Source organism: Methylomonas sp. DH-1 (assembly GCF_046097555.1).
Lineage (GTDB): Bacteria > Pseudomonadota > Gammaproteobacteria > Methylococcales > Methylomonadaceae > Methylomonas > Methylomonas koyamae.
The window spans coordinates 1597022-1610968 of record NZ_CP143089.1; the positions used below are offsets into that span (position 1 = coordinate 1597022).

Consider the following 13947-nt stretch of genomic DNA (forward strand, 5'->3'; position numbering starts at 1 on the left):
GGAACCCAGGAGCCAAGGATGGCGAAGGCGTTCCACGTCCGTGTCGAAGCCACGCAGTTTTGAACGGGAAGTTCAATTCTGGGCGTTATTCCAAACGGCATTTGGGCTAAGCCGAACGCCGTACCAGGATCATATCCGCGCCCGCCGGGTTTGCCGTGCCCAGCCAAGATTGCTGAACAAAGCCAGCAACAAGGACAGGCAGCCGCCGATTGCCGCCGCGGACAGCTTTTCGTCGAACAGCGCCACGCCCAGCAGCAAGCCGAGCACCGGCACCAGCAACGAGAACGGCGCGACCCGTGTCGCCGGGTAATGTCTGAGCAGCCGGTTCCAGCACAGCGTGCCGATCAGCAACGCGCCCAGCGCCTGGTACAACACCGCCGCCAGCGCCCGGCCGGCGGCCGCTGCGGACAAGTCCAGCAGGTGTTGCGGCGATTCGAGTACGGCGCTGAGCCCCGCCAAGATCACGGCCGGCGGCAGCGAGGCCCAGGCGACGAAGGCCAGCGTGTCGGCGCGCAGGCCGACGACCGCCAAACGCCGGGCTACCAGGTTGCCGCTGGCCCAGCCGGCTGCGCCGAGCAGGCTGAAACCGAGTGCCGTGGCCGGCAACGCGGCGGAGCGGTCGGACACGATCAAGCCGACGCCGATAACGGCCAAGGCCAGCGATAGTAGCTTGCGCCGGCTCAGCGTTTCCCAGCCCAGCGCGACGCTGAACAGCAAAGTAAAAAACACCTGCAATTGCGCCAATACCGAGCTGAGGCTGGTCGGCAAGCCGAAGTGCAAGGCCAGGAACAGCCCGGCGAATTGCACCACGCCCCAACCGGCACCATAAAGCAACAGCATTCGCCAGCCGATGGCCGGTCGGCCGACGAACAGGATCAACAGCGCCACCGCGGCAAAGCGCAGGCTGGCGAAAGCCAACGGCGGCAGATCGTGCAAGCCCCAGCGGATCACGGCAAAACTGCCGCCCCAGACCAGCACGCAGAGCAAGGCCAGTAGCAAGTGTCTAAAGGCCATCGCTTTAGACTCCGGTTTGGTCGCAGATGACGACCCGCCAGCCGTCCGGGTCCTCGAATGTACGGCTCTTGTCCAGCCAGTACGGATTTTCCGGTGCCACTTCGCGGGCGCCGACGGCCTCCAGCCGTTGATAAAGGCTTTGCCGCTGCTTGGCATCCAGCACATAAAACACCAGCAAATTATCCGGCGCCGGAACCCCGCACCGGCTGTCGCCGTGGTGTTGGGTAAATTCCAGATGGTGGCTGCTGCCCGGTAAACCGAACATGACGCCGTCGTAACCGGCGTGGCCGGCGAACGAGCCGATCACTGCCAGTCCCAAGCCGTCGCGGTAAAACCGGGTCACCGCGTCCAGTTGCCGGGTAGGGCGGGCGATCCGGACTTGGGCGACGCGTAGGCCGGCGTTGAATTCGAGTTCTGTAGCGGTATCTGCCATAGCGGTCTCCTGCGCTTTATCGTGCGGAAAATTGGACGCGACTGAGTTTCGGATATTATTCAAACTAATTGAAATGAAGAAATGGCAATAGCGCTATGAATCCGGTGCATGACTTGAGGCATATCGATCTGAACCTGCTGGTGGTGCTGGATGCCTTGCTGGCCGAGCGCCATATTTCCCGCGCCGCGCAACGGCTGGCGATGACGCAGCCGGCGGTCAGCCATGCTCTGAACCGGTTGCGCGACCTGTTTGCCGATCCGTTGCTGGTGCGGGTCGGCAACGAAATGCGGTTGACGGCCAGAGCCGCCGCCTTGGCGCAACCGCTGGCCGATGCGCTGGCGCAGGTACGTAACGTCGTCGCGGCCGAGGTTTTCGAGCCGCAACGCTGTCGGCGTTGTTTTCGTTTGGGCGTCAGCGACTATGGTTCGGCGGTGGTATTGCCGGACCTGGTGCGGCGGCTGCGCCAAATCGCACCCGGCGTCGATTTGCAGTTGTCGCAACATTCCCGGTTGGAAACCTTGCGCCAAGTGGCGGAAGGCGAGCTCGACTCGGCGCTCGGCGTGTTTCCGATGCTGGCCGAGGGCCTGCAAGCCGACGTGCTGTTTCAAGAGCATTTCGTGGTGCTGACCGACCGCCACAATCTGCCGGATACGGCCGAGCTGACGTTGGAACATTATCTGCAGGCGGCGCACGTGCACGTCTCGGTGCAGGGCATGCAGCACAGCCACGTCGATACCGCATTGGCCGCGCGCGGTTTGCGCCGCCGCATCGCCGTGATCATGCCGCATTTCACCGTCGCTGCCGCCTTGCTCGCCGGCACCGATCTGGTTTTGACGGTCGCTTCCCGCGCCGTGGCCGGTCAGGCACTACCGGCCAATCTGGCCCTGCTGGAACCGCCGCTGCCGATTCCGCCGTTCGTTTTCGTATCGATCTGGCGGGCGGGTGTAGAAGCCAATCCGGAGTTGGCGTGGTTGCGTGGGGAGATTCGGGCGGTTGGGGGGTGAGTTAAGGTTGTTGATCTAAAGCGGAATCGGAGGTCAGCATACCCAAGGGTTACAAGTATGCCGAAAGGTTTTTCCGGCGATATCACGTTTGCCGGAAACGTTGGTGCTTATTCCGCCTAACTAGGTGATGTGAATTTATGGGTTTGTCATATGTAAACTTATAATTGGTGAACAATATTTTCCGAACAACCAGAATTCGCAATATGGATTTTACAAAGCTTAATGAAACCGATGTACGCGAGGAAATTATTGCGCCATTGATTCGTGAATTGGGTTATCGATCAGCGTCCGAACATAATGTCTTACGAGAGCAGTCTCTTCGCTATCCGAGAGTATATTTGGGTCGAAAGGATTCAAAAAAGGATCCGGTCTTGCGAGGGAAGGCAGATTATATACTTGAAGCGGGCGGAGAGGTTCGTTGGGTCATTGAGGCTAAAGCGCCATCTTGTGCGATTGACGCGGATGAAATAGAACAAGCATGGACATACGCTAATCATCCAGAAGTACGAGCGGTTTATTTTTCGTTGTGCAATGGCAAACGTCTGTTGGTCTATCAAACCAATCGTGGGGCTGAATCGCAACCCATTCTATCATTTGACTACGAACAACTAAGTGATCAAGACGTCATGGGTATTTTACTTAATGTATTATCCCCTAACAGGCTGGTGAAAAACCCACTGATATTTCCCCTTACCCACGGTTGCCGTGATTTTTTCGTGTTGAAATCGGTCATGACATCGAGTTTCAAGCGTTTTGCCCCTGTTTCAAGGGCTTTTTATTCGCCTGAAGCCGTCTGTGGACGGTTTTCAGGCGTACTTCACCCTAGGTGGGCGCACTCCACGCCGGTTTCGGCGTGAACACCAATAGGTTGAGCAAGCGCGTCAGGTTGTAGGCGGCGAAGCAAAACAAGGCTTGGCCAGCGACTTTGGCTAAGCCGATGTGACGGGTTTTGCGCAGGCCGCCGACCGTTTTGACCCAGCCAAAGGCTTCTTCGACGATTTTGCGGCGCTTGAGGCTTTGGGCGTAACCTTTGCCGCGCGCGGTGCGGCCATCGACGGCACTGCCGGTCTTTTTCCGGGCCACATGGGCTTTGATGTCTTGCGCCTTGAGTCCGTTGACGAAAGCCGGTTGGTCATAGCCTTTGTCGGCACCGACGCTACCGCCTTTGGGCACACGGCGTTTGATCATTGTTTGCGCGGCTTCGATTTCGGCGGTGCCGGTGGCTTGGGTGGTTTCGACATCGACAATCAGGCCGTTACGATTCTCGGATAGGGCATGGGTGATGTAACGCAGTTTGGCCTCGGTGTATTCGCCTTTTTTGTAAAGCCGGGCTTCGGGATCGGTCGTACTTTGGTGGGTGGCGTTACGACGCTTTTCGCCGCTGAAGTCGACCTCGGGATTGCGGCCGGCGGGTTTATAAGGACCGCTGCCGTCTTTCTTCACGAAGCTTTTGTGCGAGGCCCAGGCTTCGATCAGGCTGCCATCGACACTGAAGTGCTCGTCGGACACCAGATTCTGCCATTCGGCAATGGCCAAGACCCGTTCAAAAAACTCGCGACTCAGTGCTTCGGACAGCAGGCGCTCGCGGTTGGCGCTGAACACGCTGCGTTCCCAGACAGCATCGTCGATGCCCAGACCGACAAACCAGCGAAACAGCAGGTTGTAGTCCAGCTGTTCCATCAACTGGCGTTCGCTACGAACGGTGTACAGCACTTGCAACAGCAAGGCGCGCAGCAGTTTTTCGGGCGCAATCGACGGGCGGCCAGTGTGCGAGTAACGCTCGGCAAAGACGGCATTCATAGAGGTCAATACGCCATCGACGAGTAGACGTAAACGACGCAACGGATGCTGTTTGGGAATACGTTCTTCCAGGCTAACGTAGCTGAACCAGCTACTTTGAATGGCATCGTGTCCGCGCATTGAAAGGCTCCAAATTGAGGTAGCCTATTTTAACAGTTGGCGGCTCATCTATGCCTTAGCCTACTTGGCTTTTCGAGTTTTTCACCAGCCTGTTAGGTCAATTGCGCGGATAACGGGTGGACATATTTATTACGAAAAATGTAGTTTCCCTATGCCAGCGCTGGAGGCTTTACAAATATCGATAACTTCTGGAGCAGTAGAAAGGGATTCAGAAAATAGAATGGTCGCTTTTTTAGAATCGCGTGCCCCAACTCGTTCATTTCAAGAACTCAATGAGCGTTTGGGTTTAGCAGGTTGGTGAAAAACTCTTTTTTACAACCAATAGAGTCTATATTTAGTGTCGACAGGCTGATCTTTATACTAAATAAAGGCCCGATCCATCTGAATTAGTGACCAGAACATGGTTTTTCACCAACCTGTTAGCTACAGTTGAGATGGCTTCCTGCGACGCAAATATATCAACTGACCCTACAAGGCCAACGAGCTTTACTTGTTCAAAATCTGTCATTTTTCCCGCTGGTGAAAACTTACTTGATATGAATACTTGGGAAGTGATGCGCTTACAGGTCAACATGCATGTCAGTGTAATAGCTTCGGCAAGTGGTGTTCTCGAAGCAAATAAATTTCACGGAACAATTTTTAATAATATGAGGATAAATAATACTTATCAAATTCTCCTGGAAGGTAAGTTTTGCTTATATGTTACTTGATTGGTTAAATATCGTTTAACAGGTCCCGTAGGCTGGATAGAGCAACGCGAAACCCAGCAGATGCATAAAGTAGCTCAGTTTGGTTATATCCAAATATGTTTTGTATTTCAAAAACTCGTCGGTTTCGAAGCTGGGTTTCATTATCATTGAACCCAGCCTATCTCCAATTCTCAAGTCAAAGCTTCGCTTCCAGCACCAGATTGGTCGGCGTTGCTGCGGCACGGCGGATTTGGTTAAAGCCGGCGGCGTTCAGTATTTCGGTCAGGCGTTTTTGCCCGGCTTGCGCCCCGAGGCTCAGGCCGACTTCCTGCGATTTGGAGGCCGGTACGCAAACCATGGTCGAAAACGAGTAGTAGATTTGCCCGAGAGGGTGCAGATTGTCCTCCAGGGCGTCGCCGGCAAACGGTTCGACCAGCATGAAACTGCCGTCGGCGGCCAGTGTGCTGGCGACGTGGGCGGCGGCACCGACCGGGTCGCCCATGTCGTGCAGCGCGTCGAAGATCGTTACCAGATCGTAGTGCTTGCCCGGATATTCTTTGGCGGTGACCACTTCGAAAATAGTGTTGCTGGCCACACCGGCGGCCCGCGCTCGCTCCCGCGCATGCTCGATCGACGGCGCGTGGAAATCGAAACCGTGGAAGGTGGAATTGGGAAAAGCCTTAGCCATCAGGATGGTCGACGATCCGTGGCCGCAACCGACATCGGCCACCCGAGCGCCGGCTTCCAGTTTTTCCCGAACGCCGTCCAACGCCGGCAGCCAGTGGTCGATCAGGTTCATCGCGTACATCGGCCGGAAGAAGCGCTCGGTGCCGCAGAACAGGCACGGACTATGCTCGCGCCACGGCAGGCCGGCCCCGGAACGAAACACCTCGCTGAACTTGGGCTCGTCGATATACACCGACATCACGGCCTGGAAAAAGCCCTGCATGCAGGCGGGATGGCCTTCGGCGGCGAAAATCACCGCCTGCTCCGGCGTCATCGAAAATCGGCTGGATGCCGCGTCGTAATTGATGTAACCGGCGGCGGCGTTGGCGGACAGCCATTCGCGCAGATAGCGTTCGTCCATGCCAGTGTTGTCGGCCAGTTGCTGGCTGGTCGCCGGGCTGATTTCCAACAACGCGCTGTACAAATCCAGCTTGTCGCCGATGTAGGCCATCAGCAGGCCCAGCGAGCCGGCGACGTCATTGATCACTTTGCCCTGGAGCTGCTCCAGCTTGGCGTTGTCGATTTCGTTTAAATGCAAGGTCATAACGCTCTCCCGATGTGCTTGCCGCTTATGGTTATGCCAGGCAATCTACCGAAATCGGCTAGCGGGAACAATATTATTTTTTTCTAATGAAGTCGGGTTCGACGCTGGCCGACCGATTCTTGGCCGGATCGGCGGCAAAGTCCGACAAAATGATCCGGACTACGCCGGTTAGTTTGCAAACATGGGCTTGATTCGCTTGTATGCCCGTTCCGGATTAACGTATATCATCGCAGTGGGGCTGGGGCCGTATTGGACATTAACGAACCGGTCCGGAAAACGGCTGAGCCGGCAGATAGTGCTGCCAGCAACCGCATTTAATTCTACGACAAGGAACCCGCCGCATTTGGCCGCATTGATCGACACCCTGGATTTGCACAGCTTGGCCTATGCCGTGGGTAGTATCGGCATCGTGCTGGAATGGCGGGCTTATTGGTTGCCGGGCGGCAGGGCGTTTCGGCGCTGGTCGGCGACGGGGGCTTTGTTTTGGGCCGGCCAGTATTTTTTACTGGATGCCTGGACTGCCGGCTTGAACATGGCCGGCACAGCATTGCGCACGTTGTTGTCGGCTTATGTGACCCACGGTGCCGGCAAACATTGGACGGCGGCGGGCTTTACCTTGGCGTTTACCGCATTCACCGTCTTTTCCTGGCAGGGGCCGATTTCGCTGGCGCCGGGCTTCGCGACGATCAATACCACCTTCGCGTTGTTTTATCTGGACAACCGGCGCATGCGCATTGCCTTGTTGGCATCCAGTCTGGCCTGGATCGGTAACGATTGGTATTGGCAGGCCTGGCCGGCCTTATTAGCCGAGAGTGTGGCGATGCTGGTCAACGCCAGGACCATCATCGGCTTGTATCGGCAAAACTCGGCTTAGCGGCTGAGCAGGATTTTACGGACGCCGGGTTGCGCGGCATGGGCGAAGGCGGCGACGCCGTCGCGTAACGGATATTCGCCGTCTATCAAAGTTTCCACCGGCACGTCGCCTTTGGCCAATAAATCCAATGCTTTGGCGAAGGGGCCGCAGCGCGAGCCGAGCAGCGTAATTTCGGCGACGACGATTTTGCTTAAATCCAGCGCCGCACCGGCGGCGAAGGTGCTTTTCAATACCAGCGTGCCCCGCGGCCGGGTCAGGCGCAGCGCTTGAGCAAAGCCGGCGGCGTTGCCGCTGGCGTCGACCACGCAAGCGAAACGGTTGTCCGGGCAATCTAAGGCCAGGCCAGTCCGTAATCCCCAAGCTGCCGGCAAGGCCAACGAAGCCGGGGTCCGGCCCAGCATCACGACATCGTGGCCGGCCAGGGCCAGCACTTTGCCGATCAACAGGCCGAGCCGGCCCGGACCGAGCACGGCGATTTCGCCGGCCGGCCGCTGTGCCAGTTGCTCGGCCACTTTCAATGCCGCCGCCAGCGGTTCGGCAAATACCGCCGCCCGGTCCGGCACCGAGTCGGGGACGCGGTGCAGATTGCGCACCGGCAAGGTCAGATAATCGGCGAAGGCACCGTGTTGGCCGCGGATGCCCAACACGCGCCGGTGCGGGCAATGTTCGGGGCCGTGCTGAAGGCATTCCGGGCAAGTTTGGCAACCGATGTTGATGCTGCCGACTACCCGCTGTTGCCGCCAAGTGTTGTGCTGCGGGTCGCCGACCGCAACCACGCGGCCGACGAATTCGTGGCCGGGAATGCCGTGGAAGCCGGCATAACCTTGCGCGAGTTCCAGATCGGTGGCGCAGATGCCGGCCAGACTCAGCTCGATCAAGGCTGCGTCCGCTGCCGGCACTGGTTCGGCGAAGTCGGTGCGGTACGCCAATGTGTTGGATAAAACCAGTGCTTGCATGATCGGTACGCCGGACGGGGAAAAGCCGATTATCGCGCAAATGCCGGTTGGGGTGAGCCCAATGTCGTTAAGTCAAGGAACAGACCGGCCCGCTCCTACCATCCTTAACTTAACGACATTGGGGGTGAGCCGGGATGGCGCTACAATCCGGCATCGACTTTTTCCGAGGGGATTGCCATGTCCGATTTTCCGTTGTCGCCCGCCGCCGAAGCTTTCGACCGCTTCGTCAATACGCCGCTGGACCGGCTGCTGGCCGAACGTGCCGTAGCGGACGCCGAGTCCAAGTTTTTGCAGTTGTTCCAGCGTTGCGCCGCCGAGGTGCCGGCCTACCGCGATTTTCTGGCCGCGCGCCAGGTCGATCCGGCTCAGGTCAACGACTATGCGACATTCCAAAACTTGCCGTTGATGGGTAAGGCCGACTACATGCAGGCTTACCCGTTGCCGGAACGCTGCTTCGGCGGCAGCTTGCGCGGTGCGGACCGGGTGGCGGTGTCGTCCGGCTCGACCGGCACACCGACTTTCTGGCCGCGCTCGGCCGGCGACGAATTGGAGGTAGCGCTGCGTTTCGAGCAAGTGTTTGCCGACAGCTTTCAAGCCCACCGCCGTAGCACGTTGGCGGTGGTGTGTTTTGCGTTGGGCAATTGGGTCGGCGGCATCTTTACCACCTCCTGCTGCTGGCATCTGGCGCGCAAGGGCTATCCGTTGATGGTGGCGACGCCGGGCAACAACAAGGCCGAGATTCTAAGGGTGGTGCGCGAGTTGGCGCCGCATTTCGAGCAAACCGTGTTGCTGGGTTATCCGCCCTTCGTTAAGGACGTGATCGACGCCGGCAGTGCCGAGGGCATCGATTGGGCTGCTTACCGGCCCAAACTGGTATTCGCCGGCGAAGTGTTCAGCGAGGAATGGCGCAGCTTGCTGGGCCGGCGCACCGGCTCCGACGATATTTGTTTCGACAGTGCGTCGTTGTACGGCACCGCCGACGGCGGCGTGCTGGGCAACGAAACGCCTTACAGCGTCGCGATCCGGCGCTGGTTAGCCGAGCGGCCGGACGCGGCGCGGGCTTTGTTCGGCGAGTCGCGCCTACCGACCTTGGTGCAATACGATCCGGCCAGCCGCTTTTTCGAAGTACACAAAGGTACCTTGGTGGTGTCCGGCGCATCCAGCGTGCCGTTGCTGCGTTACCACATCGCCGACAAGGGCGGTTTGCTCACGTTAGCCGAGATGCAGGCGTTTTTACGCGGCTACGGCGTCCAATCGCATACCGAACTGGGCTTGCCGGCCGATTATCGGCCGCGGGAGTTGCCGTTCGTGTTCGTGTTCGGCCGCGCCGATTTCACCGTGTCGTATTACGGCGCCAATATCTATCCTGAGAATGTCACGGTCGGCTTGGAACAGCCGCAGATCGCGGCCTGGGCCACCGGCAAGTTCGTGTTGCAAACCCGGGAAACCGCCGACGGCGACAAGGAGCTTCACATTGCCGTGGAGCTGTTGCCCGGCGTCGAGCCGGCAGCGGAGATGGTGCCGGCCATTGCCGAATCGGTTAAAACCCAATTGCTGCGGCTGAACAGCGAATTTGCCAACTACACGCCGGCGGAACGCCAGTTGCCGCAGGTCACGTTGCACGGCTTCGGCGATGCCGAATATTTTCCGGTCGGCGTCAAACATCGTTATACCCGGCGCTGAGCGGCGCACGGAATTTGCGAATCCGCCGGCAAATTGCAAAGCGGGTATCGGTTGAGGGACAATAACCGGTCAGGCTTGGCAGTGCGGCAGCGTCAAACGGCGCAGCGCACCGCTCGGCGGAGAACCTCAGACCAACACCGACCAAAACCATGTCTACACCAGCCAGACACATTCAATTGATGGACACGACGCTGCGCGACGGCGAGCAAACCCAGGGCGTGGCCTTCACGCCAATGGAGAAAGTCAGCATCGCCAAAGCCTTGCTGCAAAACCTGCGCGTCGACCGGATCGAGGTGGCGTCGGCCAGAGTGTCGGAAGGCGAGAAGGAAGCGGTGACGTTGATCAACCAATGGGCGCAACAGGAAGGCTTTGCCGAGCGCGTCGAGGTGCTGGGCTTCGTCGACCATACCCGCAGCGTGGACTGGATTAAATCCACCGGCGGCCGGGTCATCAATCTGCTGGCCAAGGGCAGCGAGAAACACTGCCGCGAGCAACTCGGCAAGACCCTGGACCAGCACAGCGCCGATGTGTTGCAAACCATAGGTTACGCCCACGAGCAGGGTTTGCGCGTCAACGTCTATCTGGAAGATTGGTCCAACGGCTACAAAGACAGCCGCGATTACGTCTACGGTTTGATGGAGAGGCTGCAGCACAGCCCGGTCAGCCATTTCATGTTGCCGGACACGCTGGGCGTGATGGCGCCGGACGAGGTATTTGCCAGTTTCAGCGACATGTGTCAGCGTTATCCGGCAGTGCAATTCGATTTCCATCCGCACAACGATTACGGCTTAGCCACCGCCAACGTGATGGCGGCGGTGCGGGCCGGCGTCAGCGCGGTGCATTGCACCGTCAATTGCCTGGGCGAGCGCGCCGGCAACGCCTCGTTAGCGGAAGTGGCGGTGGTATTGCGCGATAAGATGGGTCTGGACTTGGCCATCGACGAAAGCCATCTGGTGCGGATCAGCGACATGGTGGAAAACTTTTCCGGCAAGCGGGTCGCAGCCAACGCGCCCATCGTCGGCGCCGACGTCTTCACCCAGACCGCCGGCATTCACGCCGACGGCGACCATAAAGGCGGCTTGTACAAAACCAAACTCGGCCCGGAACGCTTCTCGCGCACCCGCAGTTACGCACTGGGCAAGATGAGCGGCAAGGCCTCGTTGAAGAAAAACCTGGAGCAGCTCGAGCTGGATTTGTCGGAAGAAGACCAGAAAAAAGTGCTGGCCCGCATCGTCAGCATCGGCGATTCCAAACAAACCATCACCACCGACGATCTGCCGTTCATCATCGCCGACGTGCTGGAAAGCAAGAGCTACCAGCACATCAAATTACTGGCCTGTTCGATCAACAGCGGACTGGATTTGCCGTCCACGGTGAGTATCCGGGTCGAAGTCAAAGGCGACAAGCACCAAGCCACCGGCGCCGGCAGCGGCGGTTTTGATGCCTTTATCGATGCCATCGGCAAGGTGCTGGAAAACTACGAATACCGGCTGCCGACGCTGGCCGATTTCGAAATCCGCATCCCCAAAGGCGGCCATACCAGCGCGCTGACCGAGTGCGTGATTACCTGGGACTGCGGCAGCGAGTTGCGCAAGACCCGCGGTGTCCACGTCAACCAAGTGTTTGCCGGCATTTTGGCGACGATCAAGTTGATCAACATTCAACTGCACGAGATGGCTGCTAGCCCAAAGGCCTAGGGTTACGCATTGCGTACCTGACAGTCTAAATCTGTGGTAACTATTCAGCGCGAAGCGCCAATCGCCTCTCCATCAGGAGAGGGAGTAAGCCTACAACTTCCTGAAAGCCACTGAATAGTTACAATCCGTGTACTTAAACAACCCTCTCACCGAAATCTACCGCGACCCGTGGTTGCTGGCGGTCCACAAGCCGGCCGGTTTGCTGGTGCACCGCAGCCCCATCGACAAACACGAAACCGAATTTGCCCTGCAATACGCCCGGGCCCTGAACGGCGGCGAACACGTCTACCCTCTGCACCGGCTGGACCGTCCCACTTCCGGCTTGCTGGTGTTCGCTCGCGACCCGCAAACCGCCAGTACCTTGGGCAAGGCCTTGATGGCCGGCGAAGTACGCAAAACCTACCAGGCGATGGTGCGCGGCTGGACGTCGGAGCAGGGCCTGATCGACCATCCGCTGCGCGACGAGCCGGAAGACCGCCGCCTGAAAGGCGAACCGCAACCCGAACGCGAAGCCCGTACCCGCTATCGGCGGCTGGCAACCACCGAAATTCCGGTCGCCATCGAAGGCCACCCCACCAGCCGCTACAGCCTTATCGAACTCTACCCGGAAACCGGCCGCAAACACCAACTGCGCCGGCATATGAAACACATCAGCCACCCGATCATCGGCGACGCCAACCACGGCCGCGGCCGCCATAACCGTTATTTTGCCGAACGTTTCGGCCAGGGGCGTTTGATGCTGGCCGCGACGGAAATGGTTTTTTCGCATCCGGCGACCGGTGCGGAACTGCATCTGCGGGCGGAATTGGAAGACAGCTTTTTGCGGGTGTTGTCGGTGTTTGCAGGGTAGGGCAGTCGTTTAATTTCCTAACACCCGTACTTCCGGTGCCGATCCGGCATCCCTGGCCGCTTTGCAAAAATTGCGGTCAAAGGTGTGCATGACGGCTGTGCCGCATGCCGCCAGATGCAAGGCATCGGCGAAATCGGCGCCTTGCGCGTACCATTCCAGTGCATTGGCGACGGCTTCCGCATCCTCGATCACGGTGTTGTCCACGGCCAATAATGCCGAGAAAAAAACAATCAGTTGGTCGCGGGATTTTTTATATCGGGCGCGTAACACCCATTCGGTTTCCAGCAGCACGGTGCGCGAAACAAAGATCCGGTCGCTGGCAATCAATTGCCGAACCAAGGCGACTTGTTCCGGATGGTCGTCCACTACTGCCCGCACCAATAGGTTGGTGTCAAAAGCAATCATGAAGCATCCGAACCGTCTTCTGCGTTGAGTTCCACTGGCTTACATAAGGCATCTGTGGATAGCGGCGGTCCGTCATGTTTGAGCATGCCGATCAAATCCGCCAAATTGCGGCCGGATTTTTTCTCCACCGCTTTTAGCGTAACGCCGGATGCATTGGCAATCAGAGTGAGCTCCGTGCCGGCTTCCCAATGCAATTCGTCGCGAATTTCCTTGGGTATAACAACCTGCCCTTTGCTGGACAGGGTAATTGTGGCGGTAGACACTGGCAAACTCCTTCGGGTGAGACAGAAATGAAGACGAATTATCGGCTGGCGGCGGTCTATAGACAAGGCTTCGTCGCTCCCGCGCGCGGCGAAGCGCATGATTTTTCTCTGCATTTACGAGCGGAGTTGGAAGACAGTTTTTTGCGGGTGTTGTCGGTGTTTGCAGGGTAGGGCAAGGCCGGCTTGCCGCATCGGCTTAGCCGACGGTTTCGGCTAGCGGCGGTTCGGCATCCAACGTAACATCGGCGTAAATCTCGGCAAAATCCAATGCCAAATCCAGTTCCGGCAATGCCAGCTTATCGCTCGGACTGGTATAGCTATGCAGCAGCCAGGCGTTGTCGGCGGTGCGCCGGAAGCAATCGATGGCCTGGGTTCGGCTGTCGATCAACCAATAGCTCTGCAGGCTGTCGAGTTGGCGGTAGGCGGCGAATTTGGCGCCGCGGTCGAAGGCTTCGGTGGAAGGCGACAATACCTCGGCGATGAACACCGGATATTGTTTGAATAAACGATTCTCCCGGTCCTTTGGGTGGCAAGTGACCAGCACGTCCGGGTAAAAGAAGGCGTTGGCCGCGGCCACGTTGACTTTCATGTCGGAAATATAGGGCCGGCAAGGCGACTGTTTCAGCGCTTGCTTCAACAAGAAAAAAACATTTCCGGCAATCGAAACGTGCGCATCGCTGGCGCCGGCCATGGCCCAGACCTCGCCGTCCAGATATTCGTGTTTCACCGTTGCGGCCTCTTCGCCTTGCAGATAGTCGGTGCTGCTCAACTTCAATTTTTCGGCAAGTGCCATGGTCTATTCCTCGGTTGCTGGTCGGCCTAATTCTACTCTTCCGGGGCGCGATGTGAATCATGCGATCCTTTTCCGCCCACGTGCGATTCGGTCGGC

General features: G+C 58.3%; 15 protein-coding genes. 7 read left to right on the forward strand and 8 right to left on the reverse strand.

Going from position 1 to position 13947, the window contains the following annotated elements:
• Positions 1-129 precede the first annotated feature (129 nt).
• Both VXJ35_RS07655 and VXJ35_RS07660 read right to left on the reverse strand, forming a co-directional pair.
• Positions 130-1014 (reverse strand): EamA family transporter, encoded by an 885-nt coding sequence (locus VXJ35_RS07655; protein WP_064021123.1) that lies wholly within the window; start codon positions 1012-1014, stop codon positions 130-132.
• 4 nt (positions 1015-1018) lie between these two features.
• Positions 1019-1447 carry a VOC family protein gene (locus VXJ35_RS07660; protein ID WP_064021124.1) on the reverse strand — a complete coding sequence of 143 codons (429 nt, stop codon included), beginning with the start codon at positions 1445-1447 and terminating at the stop codon, positions 1019-1021.
• Between the two features lie 95 nt (positions 1448-1542).
• Between VXJ35_RS07660 and VXJ35_RS07665 the strand changes: the two genes are divergently transcribed.
• Together VXJ35_RS07665 and VXJ35_RS07670 are read left to right on the forward strand one after the other, a co-directional pair.
• Positions 1543-2451 (forward strand): LysR family transcriptional regulator, encoded by a 909-nt coding sequence (locus VXJ35_RS07665; protein ID WP_064021125.1) that lies wholly within the window; start codon positions 1543-1545, stop codon positions 2449-2451.
• Positions 2452-2654: 203 nt separating this feature from the next.
• Positions 2655-3308 carry a type I restriction enzyme HsdR N-terminal domain-containing protein gene (locus tag VXJ35_RS07670; protein ID WP_082880838.1) on the forward strand — a complete coding sequence of 218 codons (654 nt, stop codon included), beginning with the start codon at positions 2655-2657 and terminating at the stop codon, positions 3306-3308.
• Here the strand turns inward: VXJ35_RS07670 and VXJ35_RS07675 are convergent.
• A complete protein-coding gene (locus tag VXJ35_RS07675) occupies positions 3274-4371 on the reverse strand; it encodes an IS5 family transposase (RefSeq protein WP_064021126.1) in 1098 nt (365 codons plus the stop codon). The two genes, VXJ35_RS07670 and VXJ35_RS07675, sit on opposite strands and share 35 nt — an antisense overlap.
• Before the next feature lie 885 nt (positions 4372-5256).
• On the reverse strand, positions 5257-6330 hold the full coding sequence (locus VXJ35_RS07680; protein WP_064021127.1) for a class I SAM-dependent methyltransferase: 1074 nt from the start codon (positions 6328-6330) through the stop codon (positions 5257-5259).
• A gap of 343 nt (positions 6331-6673) precedes the next feature.
• Between VXJ35_RS07680 and VXJ35_RS07685 the strand changes: the two genes are divergently transcribed.
• Positions 6674-7204, forward strand: coding sequence for a YgjV family protein (locus tag VXJ35_RS07685; protein ID WP_231914870.1), 531 nt, complete (start codon positions 6674-6676; stop codon positions 7202-7204).
• Here the strand turns inward: VXJ35_RS07685 and VXJ35_RS07690 are convergent.
• Complete coding sequence (locus tag VXJ35_RS07690) at positions 7201-8160, reverse strand: alcohol dehydrogenase catalytic domain-containing protein (RefSeq protein WP_064021128.1); 960 nt, start codon at positions 8158-8160, stop codon at positions 7201-7203. The two genes, VXJ35_RS07685 and VXJ35_RS07690, sit on opposite strands and share 4 nt — an antisense overlap.
• A 177-nt stretch (positions 8161-8337) precedes the next feature.
• Here VXJ35_RS07690 and VXJ35_RS07695 point away from each other — a divergent pair, with 177 nt between their 5' ends.
• From VXJ35_RS07695 to VXJ35_RS07705, 3 genes are all read left to right on the forward strand, one after another.
• Complete coding sequence (locus tag VXJ35_RS07695) at positions 8338-9843, forward strand: phenylacetate--CoA ligase family protein (protein WP_064021129.1); 1506 nt, start codon at positions 8338-8340, stop codon at positions 9841-9843.
• Between the two features lie 149 nt (positions 9844-9992).
• A complete protein-coding gene (locus VXJ35_RS07700; RefSeq protein WP_064021130.1) occupies positions 9993-11540 on the forward strand; it encodes an alpha-isopropylmalate synthase regulatory domain-containing protein in 1548 nt (515 codons plus the stop codon).
• A gap of 127 nt (positions 11541-11667) precedes the next feature.
• Positions 11668-12390, forward strand: coding sequence for a pseudouridine synthase (locus VXJ35_RS07705; RefSeq protein WP_064021131.1), 723 nt, complete (start codon positions 11668-11670; stop codon positions 12388-12390).
• Positions 12391-12399: 9 nt separating this feature from the next.
• Here VXJ35_RS07705 and VXJ35_RS07710 read toward each other — a convergent pair whose 3' ends face one another.
• Positions 12400-12795 carry a type II toxin-antitoxin system VapC family toxin gene (locus VXJ35_RS07710; protein ID WP_064021132.1) on the reverse strand — a complete coding sequence of 132 codons (396 nt, stop codon included), beginning with the start codon at positions 12793-12795 and terminating at the stop codon, positions 12400-12402.
• Positions 12792-13058: an AbrB/MazE/SpoVT family DNA-binding domain-containing protein gene (locus tag VXJ35_RS07715; protein ID WP_064021133.1), complete on the reverse strand. Its 267-nt coding sequence runs from the start codon at positions 13056-13058 to the stop codon at positions 12792-12794. The genes VXJ35_RS07710 and VXJ35_RS07715 overlap by 4 nt, the downstream gene beginning before the upstream one ends.
• 27 nt (positions 13059-13085) lie before the next feature.
• On the opposite strand from VXJ35_RS07715, the gene VXJ35_RS07720 reads away from it, so the two are divergent.
• A complete protein-coding gene (locus tag VXJ35_RS07720) occupies positions 13086-13229 on the forward strand; it encodes a hypothetical protein (protein WP_172680328.1) in 144 nt (47 codons plus the stop codon).
• Positions 13230-13254: 25 nt separating this feature from the next.
• Here the strand turns inward: VXJ35_RS07720 and VXJ35_RS07725 are convergent, their stop codons facing one another.
• Positions 13255-13851 (reverse strand): Uma2 family endonuclease, encoded by a 597-nt coding sequence (locus VXJ35_RS07725; protein WP_064021134.1) that lies wholly within the window; start codon positions 13849-13851, stop codon positions 13255-13257.
• Between the last annotated feature and the right edge of the window lie 96 nt (positions 13852-13947).

Coding starts and splice junctions, on each gene's coding strand:
- VXJ35_RS07675 (WP_064021126.1), bottom strand. CDS start 4,371: ATGCGCGGACACGATGCCATTCAAAGTAGCTGGTTCAGCTACGTTAGC.
- VXJ35_RS07665 (WP_064021125.1), top strand. CDS start 1,543: ATGAATCCGGTGCATGACTTGAGGCATATCGATCTGAACCTGCTGGTG.
- VXJ35_RS07725 (WP_064021134.1), bottom strand. CDS start 13,851: ATGGCACTTGCCGAAAAATTGAAGTTGAGCAGCACCGACTATCTGCAA.
- VXJ35_RS07710 (WP_064021132.1), bottom strand. CDS start 12,795: ATGATTGCTTTTGACACCAACCTATTGGTGCGGGCAGTAGTGGACGAC.
- VXJ35_RS07655 (WP_064021123.1), bottom strand. CDS start 1,014: ATGGCCTTTAGACACTTGCTACTGGCCTTGCTCTGCGTGCTGGTCTGG.
- VXJ35_RS07720 (WP_172680328.1), top strand. CDS start 13,086: ATGAAGACGAATTATCGGCTGGCGGCGGTCTATAGACAAGGCTTCGTC.
- VXJ35_RS07670 (WP_082880838.1), top strand. CDS start 2,655: ATGGATTTTACAAAGCTTAATGAAACCGATGTACGCGAGGAAATTATT.
- VXJ35_RS07695 (WP_064021129.1), top strand. CDS start 8,338: ATGTCCGATTTTCCGTTGTCGCCCGCCGCCGAAGCTTTCGACCGCTTC.
- VXJ35_RS07700 (WP_064021130.1), top strand. CDS start 9,993: ATGTCTACACCAGCCAGACACATTCAATTGATGGACACGACGCTGCGC.
- VXJ35_RS07680 (WP_064021127.1), bottom strand. CDS start 6,330: ATGACCTTGCATTTAAACGAAATCGACAACGCCAAGCTGGAGCAGCTC.
- VXJ35_RS07690 (WP_064021128.1), bottom strand. CDS start 8,160: ATGCAAGCACTGGTTTTATCCAACACATTGGCGTACCGCACCGACTTC.
- VXJ35_RS07660 (WP_064021124.1), bottom strand. CDS start 1,447: ATGGCAGATACCGCTACAGAACTCGAATTCAACGCCGGCCTACGCGTC.